The organism is Paenibacillus sp. FSL E2-0178 (genome assembly GCF_038593005.1).
Taxonomy (GTDB): domain Bacteria; phylum Bacillota; class Bacilli; order Paenibacillales; family Paenibacillaceae; genus Paenibacillus_AQ; species Paenibacillus_AQ phytohabitans.
Genome location: NZ_CP151953.1, coordinates 5,321,361 through 5,340,118, shown reverse-complemented (window position 1 = coordinate 5,340,118; position 18,758 = coordinate 5,321,361). Strand labels below are relative to the sequence as shown.

The window sequence follows — 18,758 nt, the reverse complement described above, 5'->3', positions numbered from 1 at the left end:
AACTAATGCGATACCGTCTCACGCATTACTTCCTGCAATGTTGTAATTCCTTTGGACACTTTGATGAACCCGTCCTCCATCAATTGCACCATTCCCTGTTCTCTTCCGGCTGCACGAAGCTCTTCTATGGAAGCAGAGTTGGTAATCAACTGCCGCAAACGATCATTAATCGTCAGCACCTCATGTATGGCAATTCGTCCCCGGTAGCCCGTATTGTTGCAGTTACCGCAGCCTCTGCCGCGGTATATCACCTCAGCAGGCAGGCTATAGCGCCGTAACATAATTGCTTCCTGTTCAGTAGGCTTGTGTTCCTCTTTGCAATCCGGGCATATTTTGCGTACCAGCCGCTGAGCGACAACCCCCAGCAGCGAAGATGCAATCAGATAGGGCTCAACACCCATGTCACGCAGTCTAGAGATCGTGCTGATGGCATCATTTGTATGCAATGTGGACAAGACGAGATGTCCTGTCAGCGAAGCGCGCACAGCAATTTCTGCAGTTTCCGTATCCCGTATTTCCCCTACCATAACGATATTCGGATCTTGCCGGAGGATGGAACGGAGGCCCGCTGCGAAGGTCAGGCCAATCGCCGGATTCACATGTACCTGATTAACGCCCTCAAGCTGATACTCCACCGGATCTTCGATTGTAATAATATTTGCATTCTCAGTGTTCAGCTGACTCAAGGCTGAATATAAGGTTGTTGATTTACCGCTACCCGTCGGGCCTGTAATCAGGAGTATTCCGTATGGCTTGCTGATCATATCTCTAAAGGTTTCCGCGTTCCCGTCACTGAATCCCAGTGTATCTACAGACTTCACTCCGGTACTTAGATCCAAGAGCCGCAGTACGATCTTCTCGCCATGCATAGTTGGAAGCGAAGAGACACGTATATCGACCATCTTGTAGTCAAACTGCATTTTGATCCGGCCATCCTGCGGTAATCGCCGTTCTGCTATATTTAAGCGGGCCATAATCTTAAGTCTCGCGGTTATAAAGCCCTGCATTTGCTTAGGAATGATCCGTTCTGTACGTAAAGTTCCGTCAATCCGGTAACGGATGGAGAGATTATTCTCACCCGGGTCGACATGAATATCCGAAGCCCGTAATGACACAGCCTGCTGAATCATCTGGTTGACCAGACGGACAATCGGTGAATCCTCATCCGTAATTTCTGTTTCTTCTATTTCTTCCTGAGTAGGAAGCTCAACCATCATCTGGCTCATAGAGTCCCGCATGCCATAGTGTCTGGCTATCGCTCTTGTCAGCTCGTCCCGGCTGGAAATCGCCGGTTCAATCCGGAATCCGGTACTCATGCGCAAATCTTCAATGGCGAAATAATCCAAGGGATCTGCCATCGCCACCATCAGCTTGCTGCCTTCCTTCATGAAAGGGAGCACTTGATAGCGTTTAGCCATACTCTCAGGGATAATCTGCGTGATCGCCGGGTCAATTTGATATTTAAACAGGCTTACATGGGGTATACCTAACTGAAACTCCAGCACTTCAATGAGCTGTTGCTCAGTGATATAGCCTTGAGTAATTAGAAGATCTCCCAGCTTGCGTTTGGTTTTGCGTTGCTCCACTAGCGCTTCTTCAAGCTGTTCTTGAGAGATAATCCCGTTCTCTACAAGCAAATCTCCCAGTCTCTTCTTCATGATAGCCATATCCGTTTCACTCCAGAGCGCTTTATTTTTGACCTTAGTACAAACTAATCACTCTAATCCGCTGAACTCAGCGTATCTATTGTCCCCGCGTAAAATATCTTAAATTTTATAGTTATTTAGTCTCAGTTTTCTAGGTTAATATGCATATCTTTTAATTGCCTATCTACTAAATATGTCCTAGAATGTATATAGCATAGAATGGATAATTTTACAACGGAAAGACCACCATAACAAATCAAAATTCAACATAATAAAGTCAACTTTGACAAAAAAGTATATGCAATATATCGGCTGGGGAGAGATGATGATGATGAAGCATATGAAGAAGAGGAAATTGTTTTTCGTTTCAGGTTTTGCCCTAATGGTATTATTGCTTTTTCCTTTTTGGAAACTTATGACTGATGTGGTGGCGGATCAGACCAGCAGTTATGTCGCTAAGGCAAACCTGCTCTTGGAACGCACAATTACAACCAATAGCGGAACAGTGGTAACCGGCAACCTGCCGGTAAATCAGAGTATTTATCTTAACTATACGATTACTCCACAAGCCGTTAATGACAGCAATGCTGCAGGTATTGAGAAGCAAATTGTGTCCAATCTCATATTTACGGAAAAGCTTCCAGCCAATCTTATTATTGAGGATTCTTCGCTCCCGGCTGGATTTGAAAAGGAAGTTGATCCTTTAACCAGCGGATATACTATAAAGGGTAAGCTTACAGATATTCCGTATACTTGGAATCAGTCTAAACAAGCTTACATTGCTAATGCTGACAGTGGCCAGACTAACAAAGTAATCAAGTTCTCTATCTCTGCTCAAGTTCCCACTGCAGACAGCTACAAGTTTAACAATGCCAGTCTGAGTTTTGATGACATCCACGCTGTAGCTGCAACTACGGTGACAGCAACTCCTTCTCCAACACCTACCTTTAATCCAGCTACTTCAACAACACAATCCGTTCTAGGTGCAGCCGGAGATTATAACGTATTTGTATTTGAGGACGCCAAAATAACCGCATCACTTGCAGGTAACCTTGCCTCTGGCGGCAACATGACCACTGGTAGCGTATCAATTAATGAAAGCAACGGACTTAATGTTCCTTATGCACTAGTTGTAGGTGGTACTCTGAACTTTAAGAACGGTTCAGTATACGGAAATATCTATCATCAGGGTGAATTTAATAAGGTAGATGACGGAAATATTGTTGGCGGTAAATATACCAAGGGACCTGTCGGAAAAATAATAGACTTCACCGCAGCTAAAAATTACCTCGAAAATTTCGCAAGCAACTATCTAAATGTTAAAACTAACGGAACAATTGAACCCTATGCATTAACTGGAAATAACACAGTGAATACCTTTAGATTAGCCAATAATTATTTTAATCAAAATCTTTGGCCAAGCTTAACAGCGAAGAGTGGCTCTTCAGTTGTAATCATTCTACCTGGAGAATCAATTACTATTCAAAGTACCTTCACTTCAATAAATGGGATAACAGGAAGTAACATACTATATCTGTTTCCAGATGCTACAACTGTCAATATATCTAATGTTGATATGAAGGGATCAATTCTGGCCCCCAAAGCGACTATTAACTTTTCTAATGGACAAATACACGGAAATATTATTGCAAAGTCTATCAATTCGACATCAACAATCGGGATTCTACCCTATAAAGGTCAAATGCCTGTACTGCCAACACCTGCTCCAACAGCGACACCAGCACCAACGCCTGTACCAACACCTGCTCCCCGTGCAACACTTGTCTTCTCACCAATAACATTAACTGTTATCCAGCCGGTCACAGATATACAGCTGGCAGGTACTACATTGGTAGTGGGAGAACACAAACAGTTAAACGCAACAGTCGTTCCGTCCAACGCCAGTATAAATACTCTGCAATGGAGCTCAGCTGATCCAGCCATCGCTACTGTGGACCAGAACGGTCAGGTCACAGGGGTCACAGCAGGTACTGCCCAGATCACTGCAAGTGCTACAGATGGCAGCGGAGTAAGCCGGACTGTAGATGTCCTGGTAAAAAATGTACTTGTTACAGATATTCTACTTGAGGGAGCTATCCTGAATATTGGTGAGAGCAAGCAGCTCACTGCAACCATAGTGCCTGCCAACGTCACCAACCCTGCTCTACAATGGAGCTCCGCCAACCCAGCTATAGCTACTGTGGACCAGAATGGCCGGGTTACAGGCGTCACAGCAGGTATTGTACAGATAACCGTTAGTGCAACAGACGGAAGCGGAGTCAGTCGTACTGTAGACGTCCTGGTAAACAAAGTTGCAATCACAGATATTCTACTTGCGGGAACTACCTTGGTTGTAGATGAGAGCAAGCTGTTGAATGTCACCATTGTTCCATCTAACGCAAGTATAACTACGCTTCAATGGAGCTCCGCCAATCCAGGGATTGTTACCGTAGATCAGAATGGTCAGGTTACGGGAATTGCAGCTGGGACAACCCAGATAACCGCAAGCGCGACCGATGGAAGTGGTGTAAGTCGAACCGTGAACGTCTCGGTAAGGAAAGTTACGACTGAAGTTACGGACATCATTCTGCAAGGTGCTACCTTGACGGTAAATGAGAGTAAACAGCTGAACGCAGCAGTTATTCCCTCTAATGCGAGCCTTCCGGTGTTGGAATGGAGTTCAAATAAGGCGGCGATTGTTACCGTAGACCAGAATGGTATAGTTACGGGAATTGCAGAAGGGACTGCCCAAATAACTGCAAGCTCTACGGATGGAAGTGGTGTAAGCCGGACAGTCGATGTAGTAGTTACCTTCCAGCGAACACTGACAATTGCGGGAGATAACTCTACTACAATTAAGACGGGGCTAGGTCTAACTGCAGATTACACAGGACCAGCCGGTGAAACAGGACTACACTATGAGTGGACAATCGTATCGGGACCAGCGGGAGCTACATTGAATCCCAAGAGCGGGAAGAATGCTATGTTCACTGCAGCATCCCCAGGTGAGTATAGTGTCCAGCTAAGCTTCACCAGCGATATCATTACTACGCCAATAATTGTAACTAAACAAATATCTGTTAGCAAAATCACGCTTACGGACTTTGATTTCAACGGCGCAAACCAAGTTTATGCAGGCAGAAACTTAAATCTGTCTTTGGAATTGAAGCCTAAAAATGCAGATATTGATGCAAGTGAAATTACCTGGAGCATCTCGGGCGACAATGCAGGAACACTTGCTTCTCTTAGTAGCACAGATGCAACGAAACTTGGAAATACTTTAGTGGCTAAGAAGGTTAAAGTAGACTCCTCCGGGAACGCACTTAAAACTACGGTAACTGTGACTGCAACCATAGGCTCAATTACAAAGAATATTGAAGTTGACATTCTGCCAATGAGCATCCGTTTCTCGAAAAATACAATATCCATTCCAGCCACCAGTGCGCTTAGTGATGACAATAAATTAAAGCCTCTGTTATGGTTGTATCCATCGGATATTCCGCCCGATGAATTGGTATGGACAAGTTCAAATAATGCTGTCGCCTCTTTCGCGAATATCCACGATGGCATTATTACCGGACATACCCCTGGAAATGTAGTGGTAACAGTGAGTTACAAGCCTTCACAGTATGCTGATCCAGTTAGCGCGACTATTATTGTTCAAGTTAAATTACCAGACAATAAAGATAAATATTAATTATTCCCGCACAAATAAGCCGCACTCACTGAATGGTGAGTGCGGCTTATTTGCTCTATTCAGTTGCAAACTTAATCGGCCCTACGGAAATACTTACATTACTTACACGCGGCAGGCTGGACTGTTGATGAATATAGACCTGATTATTATATTCAACTTCGAAACGCCTCATTTCATCGGCAGTCTGAGAGACAAAATCATTATTGGGAACTTGTGCAGAGAGGCTTCTGACCTCACCTACAACCGCATTTACCGTCAAGTCTCCTTTAGCAAAGAAACCGCCATCTAATGAAAATCTCGATCCGACACCATACAACTCTCCGGTAGAATCTGTATAGAAGAACGCCTTCATAGTAACTGGATGATTAGAGAAGGCATCCAGCCGGTTTATAAGTACCTTCCCTTTAGAGATCAGGACTAATTCCTTACTGTTAAGCCCTTGTATAGTAGCATCTTCTACAGTAGTGTTCCCAAGGACAAACATGGTAGAATCAAAGGCTATCTTACCCTTTATTGTTACATTCCCGGCTACAAGGATATTTCCTTTTACATTCATTACAGTCCCTGTATTATTAATAATATTTAGATCTCCCGCAACTACTAACCATTTCGGGCTATCCTTTGCTTCATCTGTAAAGCTAATCCCCTTATATCCAATGGTATCAATTAATAAATCCCCGTCGTATATCGTTGATTTTTCGATATTTTCTATCTTATTTAAGAGATTATTATATTCCTCAACCTTTTTTGCATTATCTTCATCAACTTGTTCTTTTTCTTGCAACGTATAGTTCGGGGGATATGGGTCTAGCTCATATGGATCAGGAATTCTCATGTGCTCACTACTTGTTGTAGTCCCATCTTGAAGTAAAGTCACTAATCCATCTGGTCCTTCCAATTCATCAGTGATGCCATTGTCATTCGAAATAGTTGTATCCAGCTTAATTTTTTCAAGGCTTTGTTTAAATCTATCCTCCGCCCCTGCTGCAATCACCCCTGATTCCAGCAGCTTATCCCAAAAGGATTCAAGAACATCAATTTGCACGAACTTCTTTTGCTCCTTAATCTTCACCTTATCAGCGGTTATCCCCAGGATTTCTTTGAATTTCTGGTTATCACCAGGGGCCACTGTCTGGAGCAACTGCTCACTGATAAAATCAGGAGCATATTTAATACTATCCAATGATTGCACAAACACTTCGCCTGAGTTAGCGTTGGTAGCACCCTCCGAAATTTGTGGATATATTGTCGGCTTAGTCAAATAATTGCCTTTATAGTAATATTCAGCAGTCTGAGTCACGATTAATTCTTTCCCGGCATAAATATTCCCTTTTAATAGCGGGGCACCGTTAAGCCTTAATGTCTGTTCAGAACCAAAAGCATATTTCAGAAAATCCGGATAACTATCCAGAGTGATCCGCTGCTTGAGTTTCCGGTTCACGCCATTCACAAGTGCAGAAGTTGAGATATCAATATAATATCGTCTGGACTGCAGGCTGGCATTTTTAACATCCGGCGTATACACAATTTCATCAATAGTACCACTGACACTATTACTAATAATCCCAAGCTCCGTAGTAATATTACGGTTGTTGTCATTGAGTTTCCCGAGGGATTGAACAACAGCATCCAGCTTGTCCGGATCTATTGCACCCTGAGCTGCAAGCTGTGCTTGAATATACGCCGTTGCTTCATCTAGGCCCTTTTCTGCTAAATGCAGACTTTGTACATCATTCTCCCTCGTTTCAGTACGTTGTGCTCCTCCTATCGTGGCCCCAAGCACTGCCATACCAAGAATAGTGAGCAACAAGACAAGGAACATTACAAGGACGAGCGCAGAACCCTCCTCATTCCGGAGATTCTGTTTTTCTTTCATAAACCAGTATTGCGGCACAACATGCGCCCTCTTCACCAAAAGCCCCCCTAAAAGCCAAATGTGCTCTCTAAAGATAATCGAAACAGTTTACCGCCGTAATTTTTATGAAGATTTAAATTAATCTGAATAAGGCCGCTCTCGCAAGGGACTCCTGTGCTGCAAGTAAGAGTGAACCCTGAATCCTCAATTAAATCTGCCGTGATATCTGTCCGGAGGTCGGTAACACCATTAAAGGTCATTTTCCCATCTGCAATCCTAATCTCTTCCGTTACTCTACTGCCATCGTCTTCAATACGTGATAATGTCAGGGCAGTAGCTGTTGAGGAGACAGCACTCGGTGCAAAGGAGTACATTTCAGTAATAATTGCAGACATCAGCAAATCTCCCTCATCCCTCAGCGTGTTCTCTACCGTTACCTGGTTGTAGCTACGCACGCCAAACAACAGTACCCCATAGATTAGTCCTGCAATCATAGAAAAAAGGGCAATACCTGCAATCAATTCAATGATTGTAAGCCCCTGCTCCCTGCGGAGAAGATTAGCGAATCTCTTCATCTCTTATATATCCCTCCACAACGGTCTCGGTGGCATTTCCGCTATTCTTCTCAGGACTTCTAACCGTGATCAGTACAGGAATAAGATAATCAGCCGCCCTTTGCTTAATTACATCCTCAGATAGCTTCATTTGACTATAAAGATCCGCCTGATAGGCAATGTTAATTGTATAGTTTATACCATTAATGCTGGGGTTAAGCACCTTCTGCAGCACAGTTTCGTCCTTCACAAGGCCGTTATAGCTACAGGGCACCTTAGCAACATCTGTACATTGGTCTGCCAGAATCTTCGGATGCTCCGCAGCCGTGACATCACTCACCTTGAAAAAATTGCCCATAGCCTCAAAATCCTGCTTCTCCATATAAAAGAGCGCATTACGCGCCAGATTGACCATGATCGTCTTATTCTGGTTCGATTTCGAATAGGACAGCGCATTGGTGAAGTAGGAGGTTAGCACCAGGGAAACTATCGACAAAATCACGATGGCTGCCAGCACCTCAATCAGCGTAAATCCCTCTTCCCTGCCCCGCTCACGGTTTCGGTTCCACTTGTCTCTCCAAGACATCCTGTTCGCTCCCTATGCTCTATTGGATTCAATCATCGGTCTTGAGTCCTGCACCCTTTTCCGTTTCTCTGAATCTTTCTACCTACTTCCATTATATTCTTTCAACTCTGGCACCAGCAATGCTTGCAAGGAATAAATCTAGAGATTTCTACAATTTATATCGTTTAGCGGCTGTGCTATTATTTGGGCTGAAAGGGGATATGCAAATGGCTTTAATCGAATGCAAGTTTTATTCGGAAGTGCTGGGGCTGAACACCTCGATGACCGTGATTCTGCCGCAGCAGACCACTACACAGATCGGAATGAGCAATGTGTCACGGGGGAATCTTCACCCTACACTATACTTGCTGCACGGCTTATCCGATGATGATTCGATCTGGCTGCGCCGGACCTCGATAGAGCGTTATGTAGCACAGATGGGCATTGCCGTTGTTATGCCTCAGGTCCACCGCAGCTTCTACACCGACATGGCGGCGGGCGGACAGTATTGGACATTTATCAGTGAGGAGCTGCCGGCGCTTGCCCGTTCGTTCTTCCCATTGTCAGCGAAACGCGAGGATAACTTCGTTGCCGGACTGTCGATGGGCGGTTATGGAGCGTTGAAGCTGGGGCTGCGTAAGCCGGAGACTTTTGCCGCTGCAGCGAGTCTGTCCGGTGCCCTGGATATGGCCCATCATTTCATGAACTGGGAAGATAAATCACAGAAGACGAAGGAGTATGTGCAGATTTTTGGAGACAAGGACATTGCAGGCACTCCTGAAGACCTGCTGTGGCTGCTGAAGGAAGTGGACCGCTCCAAAGGGCCGAAGCCCCTTCTCTATCAGTGCTGCGGCACCGGGGATTTCCTCTATGAGGACAATCAGACTTTCCGTAAGGCCTGCTCCAAGACCAAGCTGTCACTGACTTACGAGGAAGGGCCGGGCGAGCATGAATGGGGATATTGGGATACCAAGATCCGTGATGTACTGAACTGGCTGCCACTCGGCAAAGTAAAGTCCGCTGATTTGTAAGGATACCCGCCACGCATGTGAATTATAACTTCACTCCTGCAAAAAAAGACTGTCCTCCCGCATCCTATCGATGCGGTAGAGGACAGTCTTTTTGAAAAGATAAGAATTTATATGCTTTGCACAATAAATGATCCTTATCTTTCTCGCTGAAACGATACCGTCCTTATTAAAGGACGGTATCGTTTCCACTTGTTGATTCAGTTATATCCGCTGCCAGCTTAGCTGCTTCTTATTGTGCAGCATCCCCATGCTGCACAACCCATTCGTTAGCCGCCAGCAGAGCTGCCTCGGCCCGTTCAATGGCTGCCTGCACCTGAACAGTAGCTGTGCCGCCGTATACGTTACGGGCGTTCACAACAGCCTCCGGCTGCAGTACAGCGTAGATCTGGTCATCGAACAGCGGCGAGAACTGTTTGAATTCCTCCAGGGTAAGATCCAGCAGGAATTTGCCTTCATTGATGCAGTACAATACGGTCTTGCCTATAACCTCATGCGCCTGGCGGAAAGGCAAACCCTTGCCCACCAGGAAGTCAGCGATATCGGTCGCGTTGGAGAAATCGGTATTCACGGCTTCGCGCATCCGCGCCTTGTTCACCTTCATCGTGGAGATCATCGGCGCGAACAGCTGCAATGCTCCTGTCAAGGTGGCTACAGTATCGAACATGCCTTCCTTGTCTTCCTGCATATCCTTGTTATAGGCCAGCGGCAGCGATTTGAGGACGGTCAGCAGCCCGATCAGGTTGCCGTAGACACGGCCTGTCTTGCCGCGTACAAGCTCCGGCACATCCGGGTTCTTCTTCTGCGGCATGATGCTGCTGCCGGTGCAGAAGGCATCGTCCAGCTCCACGAAGCTGAATTCCGTGCTGCTCCACAGTACCAGCTCTTCGCTGAGCCGGGACAGGTGAGTCATCACCAGCGCTGCATTGGCCAGGAACTCAACAATGAAATCACGGTCGCTGACGGCGTCCAGGCTGTTCTCATAGACGCTGTCGAAGCCCAGCTGCTCTGCCACGAAGTGGCGGTCAATCGGGAACGTCGTTCCCGCCAGCGCCCCTGCACCCAGCGGCAGCACGTTGATCCGCTTGTAGCTGTCGGTCAGGCGCTCCGCATCGCGGCGGAACATGGATACATAAGCCAGCAGATGATGCGCGAACAGAATTGGCTGAGCGCGCTGCAGATGGGTGTAGCCCGGAACAATAGTCTCCACATTGTCCTTGGCTTGCCCGATCAGCGCTTCCTGCAGTTCATGCAGGAGAGCCACCAGCTCTACTACACGGTTACGCAAGTAGAGATGCATATCCGTCGCTACCTGATCGTTACGGCTGCGGCCGGTGTGCAGCTTGCCGCCGACCGGACCGATCTCTTCGATCAGATTCTTTTCAATATTCATATGAATATCTTCATCGGCTACGGAGAACACAATCTCTCCCGCACGCACCTTATCCAGTACCTTATTCAGTCCGTTCTTGATCGTCTCCACATCTTCCTGCGGCAGAATCCCGCATTTGCCCAGCATCGTGACATGCGCCAGACTACCCTGCACATCCTCTTCTGCAAGTGCCTTATCGAATCCGATGGAAGCCGTATATTCCTCCACCAGCTTGTTCGTTCCCTTGGTAAACCGTCCGCCCCACAGCTTGCTCACCTGTTGTTTCCTCCTCGATTGACGTTAGAAGGGCCGCCCCTGTCCGGATGGGAGGAACGGCCTTCTTCTGTCCGCTTATATTGTGCGATGCTGTATAAATTCTTATATTTTGAAAAACCGCTAAGCAGCTACATGCTGCTACTTGTTGGACTCTGCTACGCCAGCCGATACCTTCAGGCGCAGAGCATTCAGACGGATGAAACCAGTCGCATCTCCCTGGTCATATGCCTGTGTAGGATCTGCTTCCATAGTAGCGATATCCGGGTTGTACAGGCTGACCGGACTCTTCACACCGGCTCCGATGATGTTGCCTTTGTACAGCTTGACGCGCACGGTGCCCGTTACGTTCTTCTGGCTTTCCTTCACCAGAGCCTGCAAGGCAAGCCGTTCAGGAGCGAACCAGAAGCCATTATACACAAGCGTGCTGTAACGGGTGATCAGGCTGTCGCGCAGGTTCATCACTTCACGGTCCATGGTGATCGACTCCATTTTGCGGTGAGCGGTGAAGAGGATCGTTCCGCCTGGTGTTTCGTACACGCCGCGGCTCTTCATGCCGACGAAACGGTTCTCCACCATATCAACGCGTCCAATGCCATGCTTACCGCCGAGCTCATTCAGCTTCTCCATCACTTGCAGCGGAGATAAAGGTTCGCCGTTCAGCGCCACGCAGTCGCCCTTGAGGAAGTCCAGCTCCAGATATTCCGCTTCATCCGGAGCATCTTCCGGCGCATTCGACAGCAGGAACATTTCCTTATTCTCCGGTGCGCTTGGATCAAACCAAGGATCTTCCAGCACGCCGCTCTCATAGCTGATATGTAGCAGGTTACGGTCCATCGAATACGGCTTCGCTGCTGATGCTTGTACCGGAATGCCGTTGGCTTCCGCGTAAGCGATCATTTCCGCACGTCCCGGGAACTGGTTGCGGAATTCTTCCAGACGCCAAGGTGCAATCACTTTGATGCTTGGGGACAAGGCTGCGGCGTTCAGTTCGAATCGCACCTGGTCATTCCCTTTGCCGGTTGCCCCGTGAGCAATAGCAGTTGCGCCTTCGGCGATGGCGATGTCCACCATACGCTTAGCGATCAGCGGACGGGCGATGCTTGTGCCCAGCAGGTATTGGCCTTCGTAGAGTGCGCCCGACTGGAACATCGGGTAGATGAAATCATTTGCGAATTCGTCGCGCAGATCATCGATGTAGACTTTGGAGGCACCGGTCGCCAGTGCTTTTTCCTCCAGGCCGTCCAGCTCTTCCTTTTGGCCGATATCGGCTGTAAAAGCAATAATCTCCGCGTCATACGTTTCTTTCAGCCATTTCAGAATGACTGAGGTATCCAATCCGCCGGAATAGGCGAGGACGATTTTTTCTTTTGCCATGGGGGTGCAACTTCCTTTCGTTGTGGGGAGGTTATAAGATCAACTGCAATCTCATAATCGGGTTCTGGACGTCACTGCAGAGAATATTTGGACTTTCGGCCGCTGTTGTCTCCAGATATCTTTGAATATACCGCTGTAGCGGCGGACAATATCCGGAGACAAAGGCGGACGTTAACGCTCCTACAGTTCCAAAATTCCCTTTCGATCCTTCTATCCCTCTTATTTCAATCCAGTTCATCTTATATAGGTTTGTATATAAGATAAGATCCAAACAGGATTACCCCTGTTTTACTCTAAGATTCAAACAACTAACAGAACTTACATAGGCCTAGTACAACGTCAGATTTAAACTAGTGAAAACTACTTTGGTAATTCGCTTGCTGAGGGTTTGCAGTAACCCGATTACGGTATATATGCAAGCTTAATTGTACTTTATACAACTAAATCGTCTGATTTTCAACCGATTATCCATTTAGTTGTATTTCGTACAATTAAACTGCCAGTTGTACGCGGTTTTCACCAATTCGGGCAGATTTAGTTGTACAAACTACAGTTATAAGAGGCAAGCCTCCCTTTTCGCTGTTTTTAATTGCACAGTATACAACTATCACTGAATTTCACTTGGATCTGAATACATCAATTGCTTCCTTGTTGTATTAAATTACTTCTTTAGTTCTGGTTGTACTAGGTTAGCCCATCAAAGCAGCCATAAGCGCCTTCTGCGCATGCAGGCGGTTCTCCGCCTGATCGAAGATGACGGAGTTCGGTCCGTCGATGACACCGGTGCTGACCTCTTCCTCACGGTGGGCCGGCAGGCAGTGCAGGAACAGATAGTCGCTTTTGGCACCCTTCACGAGCTCCTCGTTGACCTGATAATCCTTGAACGCCGCCTCACGCGCCAGCTGCTCGGCTTCGAAGCCCATGCTCGCCCATACATCCGTATAGATCACATCAGCGTCCTGTACCGCCTCCTGCGGGCTGCGGGTAACGGTGATGACCGAACCTGTCCCCTCAGCGATCTCGCGCGCCTCGGCCACTACAGCCTCATCTGGCTCATATCCTTCCGGTCCGGCAATCGAGACATGTACGCCCAGCTTGGCACCGCCGATCAGCAGGGAATGCGCCATGTTGTTGCCGTCGCCGATATACGCGAGCTTCAAGCCCTTCAGCTTGCCCTTGTGCTCGTACACGGTCTGGTAATCCGCCAGCACCTGGCACGGATGCGCCAGATCGCTCAGGCCGTTGATAACCGGAACGGATGCATAACGGGCCAATTCTTCCACTTTATCATGGCCGAACGTACGGATCATGATACCGTCCAGATAACGCGACATCACCTGCGCCGTATCACCAACCGTCTCACCGCGGCCGAGCTGGATATCATTTTTGCTGAGGAACAGCGCATGGCCGCCCAGCTGATACATGCCCACTTCAAACGATACGCGTGTACGGGTAGAGGATTTCTCAAATATAAGCCCGATCGTCTTACCCAGCAGCGGCTGGTAGACTTCGCCGTTCTTGGCTTTGCGCTTCAGCTCTATCGCCAAATCAATCAAATACGTGATTTCCTCCGGGCTGTAATCATTCAGCTCCAGAAGATCACGTCCTTTGAGCTGTGCGGCAATAGCCTCTGTAACGCCCGTTGTTCCCTGACTCATGAATCTGCCTCCCCGTTTCCTTTGTTAGCATAAGTATGAATTAGTTCCGAAAGGATGTCCACCGCCTGGTCGATCTCCTCATAGGTTACGTATAAATTAGGCAGCAGGCGAACGACATTCGGTCCGGCTTGGACGAACAGCAATCCGCGTTTCTGTCCGGCCAGCACAATCTCTGCCACTGGTTCTGCACATTCGATTCCGATCAACAGGCCCTTGCCGCGGATATCCTTCACGAAGGTAGTGTCCGCCAGCTTCTCTCTAAGCAAGCCGGTCAGATAATCGCCCATCTCAGCAGCCCGCTGAGCCAGCCCGTCTTCCAGCATTGTCTCAATCGTCGCTTCCATAACCGCTGCCGCCAGCGGTGTGCCGCCGAAGGTAGTCGCATGGCTGCCCGGGCTGAAGGCCTCACGCAGGTAGCCCTTGCCCAGCATAACACCTGCCGGGAAACCGCTGGCCACGCCTTTGGCCAAGGTGAAGATATCCGGCTCAATGCCGTAATGCTGATGGGCGAACAGCTTGCCGGTACGGCCCATACCAGTCTGTACTTCGTCTACGATCAGCAGCAGTCCATGTTCCTTGCATAACGAGACTACAGCGTCAAGGAATTCCTGCTGCACTTCAATCACGCCGCCCTCAGCCAGCACCATCTCCAGCATGATTGCTGCCGTATGCTCAGTGATTGCGGCTTTCAGTGCCTCCAGATCATGCAGAGGCACAGTCTTGAAGCCTGCCGGAAGCGGCAGGAAGCCTTCTTTTACCTTCGCCTGCCCTGTTGCTGTCAGTGTAGCCAGCGTACGTCCGTGGAACGACTGCTCGAACGTGATTACTTCGTAGCGGTCCGCACCCTTCACCTTCTGATGATACCGGCGCGCCAGCTTAATCGCTGCTTCATTCGCTTCCGCTCCGCTATTGCAGAAGAATACCTGATCCGCACAGCTGTTGTCTGTAAGCAGCGCAGCAACCCGGTCCTGGCCCGGAATGTGGAACAGGTTCGAGACATGCCACAGCGTATCAATCTGCGCCTTCAGCTTCGCGCCGACCTTCTCCGGGGCATGGCCCAGGCTGGTTACAGCGAGTCCGCACATGAAATCCAGATATTTGTTCCCCTGATCATCCCACACCCAGCTGCCCTTGCCCTTGACCAGACTAATATCATATCTGGCGTACGACGGGAATACCGCACTCAGCTTGGCAGGAGCAACAGCGGCCCCCTGTTCCTTCGTTTCCACAGAACGTTCCTGCGGCGCCCCCGTCAAAAAATCCTTATCTGCCTGTGTAAGCTCACTCATTCTCAGTCACTCTCCCACCATGCTGCTGCCGGATTACCGTCAGCGCTTCTAATTTACTCTCCACTACACCAGATACCCATCTGCCAGATGCCAATCAGATCAACCTTGCACTCTCTATACCACTCCGGCAGCTAAGCTGCTAACTGCATAATTATCGGACAATCCGCGTCCCCAGCTCTTCGCCCTGCAGCACCCGGCTGAGCACATTTGGCTCTTTGCCGTCGACAATGACAACCTCGGACACCTTGCCCTGAATGCAGTCCATCGCAGCACGCACTTTAGGAATCATTCCGCCGTAGATTTCACCATCCGCAATCAGTTCCTCAATCTGCGCCACCGTGACGGACGGGAGCACAACCTTCTCTCCGTCCAGCACACGCATAATTCCCGGCACATCCGTAACCACGATCATAGTAGGCGATTCCACAAAAGATGCCACCGCTCCGGCAGCTGTATCCGCATTAATGTTGTAACGCTGACCGCCGCCATCCACACCGATAGGTGCGATTACCGGGATGTAACCCATCGCGAGAATACCCGTCACAATCTCCGCTCTGACCTCGGTTACTTCTCCCACCATGCCCAATACATCGCTGTTCGCAACCGGACGCGCCATAATCAGGTTGCCGTCAACTCCGGATAATCCGAGCGCCTGCCCGCCGGTGGCTTGAATCCGGCGGACAATCGCCTTATTAATGCTTCCAGCCAGCGTCATCTCTACGACATCGAGCACTTCTTCCGTCGTCACCCGCAGGCCGTTCACGAAGCTGCTCTCAATCCCAAGCTTCTCCAGATTCCCCGAGATCGCCGGCCCGCCGCCATGAACAATGACAGGCTGAACCCCGCTTCGCTGCAGCTCCCGCAAATCCTCAAAGAACGAATCCGGCAGCGCAGCCAGCGTACTCCCGCCGCATTTCATCACGAACAGGCCACTGCCCGGCTGCTTCTCTATAGGTTCAAACGTCATCTCTCAGTTACCTCCCTATATAAGCTGAACTTAAGATACTAACTTAAAGCTCAGTCGTCACTACGGTGAATATTTGGACTTCCGGCCGCTGCCCGCCGCCAACCAGCGCAGATCAGGTGCGGTACGCGGCATTAATGCGCACATAGTCGTAAGTGAGGTCGCAGCCCCAGGCTGTAGCACTTCCGCTTCCATCTGATAACGTTACTGTAATCAGCACCGTGTCACTTTTTTGCAAATAATGCAGGGCCTTCTCTTCGTCAAAAGCCACCGGACGCGACGTCCGCAGCACCTCTATATCTCCCAGCTTAATGTCTACCTGCTCCGGCGATACCGGCACTCCCGCACGGCCTACAGCGGCGATAATCCGTCCCCAGTTGGCATCTGCCCCGAAGATCGCTGATTTCACCAGACTCGATCCCACGACAGTCTTGGCAATAGCTGCAGCAGCTTCATCATGTACCGCACCATTCACCTGCACTTCGATCAGCTTCGTTGCGCCTTCCCCGTCACGGGCAATCGCCATCGCCAGACTGCGGCACACATGCGTGAACGCTGCGGCAAAAGCCTCCCAATCCGGATGCAGACGCGTCAGCTTCTCATTCCCCGCCAGGCCGCTCGCCATAGTGACCAGCATATCATTCGTGCTAGTATCTCCATCCACTGTAATCATATTAAAAGTAGAGTTGGTCGCACTGCGCAGCAGGCTGAGCAGATCCTCTGCATCAATGACAGCATCTGTTGTCATGAAGCCCAGCATTGTCGCCATATTGGGGTGAATCATCCCCGAACCCTTGGCCGCACCGGCAATCACTACCTCTGAACCGCCGACCGTCAGCTTGACGCAGCTTTCTTTTTTGACCAGATCCGTGGTGAGAATCGCCTGGCTGAACTCCTCTGCACCGGCAGCGCCGCCATCCAGCTTCTCCGGCAGTCCGGCGATGCCGCTGCGCACACAGTCCATCTTCAGCAGCTCCCCGATTACCCCGGTCGAGGCTACCGCAACATCCAGCTCGTTCACGCCCAAATAACGGGCAGCTGCAGCGCGCATCTCATACGCATCCGCTTCACCCTGATCACCTGTGCAGGCATTGGCATTCCCGCTGTTCACGATTACCGCCTGCAGCGTTCCGTTCGCCAGACTCTCCCGTGTTACCTTCAGCGGAGCCGCCTGGAACACATTCGTGGTAAAAACCGCAGCAGCCGTCGCCGGAACCTCGCAGAGAATAGCTCCGAGGTCGTTACGTTCGGTTTTTTTGAGACCGCAATGCAGCCCTCCTGAAGTGAAACCCTTAGGTGTAGTAATACTTCCGCCTTCCACGACGGTATATAGTTTGTTCTCGCTCATGTTATAGTTTGACCGCTGCACTTTATGGATACACTGGTGTGTAGCCAAGACCGCGGGTTTCCTCCCATCCCATCATCAAATTCAGGTTCTGAATCGCCTGTCCTGCAGCGCCTTTAACGATATTGTCGATGACCGACACAATGGTGACCCGTCCGGTACGTGCGTCTGTGGCGAAGCCGATGTCGCAATAGTTCGATCCGCTGACTTCCTTCGTCGCCGGAACCACTCCGGGCTCACGCACCCGCACATACGGTCTGCCTGCATAATACTTACGGTATAACTCCACGAGCTCCTGCTCGCTGTGTTCTCCGGTCAGCCCGGCATACATCGTGCTCATAATTCCCCGGGTCATCGGCACAAGATGCGTAGTGAACGTTACCGTTACTTTTTCCCCCGCGATATCCGTAAGCACCTGCTCAATTTCCGGGATGTGCTGATGTTTGTTAATTTTGTAGGCTTTGAAGTTCTCATTGATCTCGGCAAAATGAACCATCAGACTCGTTCCCCGCCCTGCCCCGGACACCCCGGATTTCGCATCAATGATGATACTGTCCGGTTTGATCCAGCCTGCCGCAAGCGCCGGAACCAGTCCCAGCAGCGTAGCTGTGGGATAACAGCCGGGATTAGAGATGAAATCCACACCGGCCGCACGCTCGCCGTATACCTCGCATAACCCGTATACCGCCTGCTGCAGATAAGCTTCCGGAGGAGCGGGATGCTTATACCACTGCTCATACTCCGCGCCATCCTTCAGCCGGAAATCCCCGGACAGGTCGACGACCTTGAGTCCGGCTTCGAGCAGCTGAGGCACCAGCTTCGCGCTCACACCCGAAGGAGTAGCTGTGAATACGACATCCGCCCTGCCGGCAATCTCTGCCGCATCCACACCATCCAGATTGCGCTGCACAATTCCCGTTAAATGAGGGAACCCTTCCTCAATCGGCGCACCGGCGCTCGAAGAAGATATTACTGAAGTAATCTCTATATCAGGGTGGCCCTGCAGCAGCCTGATCAGCTCCACGCCCCCATATCCCGTTGATCCGACAATCGCCGCTCTCAGCTTGCCTGTCATTGTCATCCCCGCTTCCCGTTTCTGCTTTATATCATTATTACCTGTGAATAACCGTTCTGC

General features: G+C 49.4%; 13 protein-coding genes. 2 read left to right on the top strand and 11 right to left on the bottom strand.

Features of this window, described 5'->3' with window-relative positions; translation table 11 throughout:
• Positions 1-2: 2 nt before the first annotated feature.
• Positions 3-1,667, bottom strand: a complete 1,665-nt coding sequence (locus MHI42_RS23210) for an ATPase, T2SS/T4P/T4SS family (protein WP_342420789.1) — start codon at positions 1,665-1,667, stop codon at positions 3-5.
• A 301-nt stretch (positions 1,668-1,968) separates the two neighbouring features.
• Here MHI42_RS23210 and MHI42_RS23205 point away from each other — a divergent pair, with 301 nt between their 5' ends.
• Positions 1,969-5,343 (top strand): Ig-like domain-containing protein, encoded by a 3,375-nt coding sequence (locus tag MHI42_RS23205; protein WP_342420788.1) that lies wholly within the window; start codon positions 1,969-1,971, stop codon positions 5,341-5,343.
• 55 nt (positions 5,344-5,398) lie between these two features.
• On the opposite strand, the gene MHI42_RS23200 is transcribed toward MHI42_RS23205, so the two are convergent.
• The 3 genes from MHI42_RS23200 to MHI42_RS23190 are packed head-to-tail and all read right to left on the bottom strand — an operon-like array spanning position 5,399 to position 8,338.
• Positions 5,399-7,219 carry a hypothetical protein gene (locus tag MHI42_RS23200; protein WP_342420787.1) on the bottom strand — a complete coding sequence of 607 codons (1,821 nt, stop codon included), beginning with the start codon at positions 7,217-7,219 and terminating at the stop codon, positions 5,399-5,401.
• A 47-nt stretch (positions 7,220-7,266) separates the two neighbouring features.
• Positions 7,267-7,773, bottom strand: a complete 507-nt coding sequence (locus tag MHI42_RS23195) for a hypothetical protein (RefSeq protein WP_342420786.1) — start codon at positions 7,771-7,773, stop codon at positions 7,267-7,269.
• The gene (locus tag MHI42_RS23190; protein WP_342420785.1) at positions 7,757-8,338 is read right to left on the bottom strand and encodes a prepilin-type N-terminal cleavage/methylation domain-containing protein; all 582 of its coding nucleotides are present in this window, start codon (positions 8,336-8,338) and stop codon (positions 7,757-7,759) included. Before MHI42_RS23190 ends, MHI42_RS23195 begins: the two co-directional genes overlap by 17 nt.
• 206 nt (positions 8,339-8,544) lie before the next feature.
• Here MHI42_RS23190 and MHI42_RS23185 point away from each other — a divergent pair, with 206 nt between their 5' ends.
• Positions 8,545-9,348 (top strand): alpha/beta hydrolase family protein, encoded by an 804-nt coding sequence (locus MHI42_RS23185; RefSeq protein WP_342420784.1) that lies wholly within the window; start codon positions 8,545-8,547, stop codon positions 9,346-9,348.
• 229 nt (positions 9,349-9,577) lie between these two features.
• Here MHI42_RS23185 and argH read toward each other — a convergent pair whose 3' ends face one another.
• From argH to argC, 7 genes are all read right to left on the bottom strand, one after another.
• The gene (gene argH, locus MHI42_RS23180) at positions 9,578-10,993 is read right to left on the bottom strand and encodes an argininosuccinate lyase (protein ID WP_342420783.1); all 1,416 of its coding nucleotides are present in this window, start codon (positions 10,991-10,993) and stop codon (positions 9,578-9,580) included.
• Between the two features lie 138 nt (positions 10,994-11,131).
• Entirely contained in the window at positions 11,132-12,367 is a 1,236-nt protein-coding gene (locus MHI42_RS23175) for an argininosuccinate synthase (RefSeq protein WP_039302739.1), read from the bottom strand.
• 689 nt (positions 12,368-13,056) lie between these two features.
• Positions 13,057-14,025: an ornithine carbamoyltransferase gene (argF, locus tag MHI42_RS23170; protein WP_171717133.1), complete on the bottom strand. Its 969-nt coding sequence runs from the start codon at positions 14,023-14,025 to the stop codon at positions 13,057-13,059.
• On the bottom strand, positions 14,022-15,314 hold the full coding sequence (locus MHI42_RS23165; RefSeq protein ID WP_342420782.1) for an aspartate aminotransferase family protein: 1,293 nt from the start codon (positions 15,312-15,314) through the stop codon (positions 14,022-14,024). The genes argF and MHI42_RS23165 overlap by 4 nt, the downstream gene beginning before the upstream one ends.
• 151 nt (positions 15,315-15,465) lie before the next feature.
• Positions 15,466-16,281 (bottom strand): acetylglutamate kinase, encoded by an 816-nt coding sequence (gene argB, locus MHI42_RS23160; RefSeq protein WP_342420781.1) that lies wholly within the window; start codon positions 16,279-16,281, stop codon positions 15,466-15,468.
• A gap of 112 nt (positions 16,282-16,393) precedes the next feature.
• Entirely contained in the window at positions 16,394-17,626 is a 1,233-nt protein-coding gene (gene argJ, locus MHI42_RS23155) for a bifunctional ornithine acetyltransferase/N-acetylglutamate synthase (protein ID WP_342420780.1), read from the bottom strand.
• 22 nt (positions 17,627-17,648) lie between these two features.
• Positions 17,649-18,698, bottom strand: a complete 1,050-nt coding sequence (argC, locus tag MHI42_RS23150; protein ID WP_342420779.1) for an N-acetyl-gamma-glutamyl-phosphate reductase — start codon at positions 18,696-18,698, stop codon at positions 17,649-17,651.
• Positions 18,699-18,758: the final 60 nt, after the last annotated feature.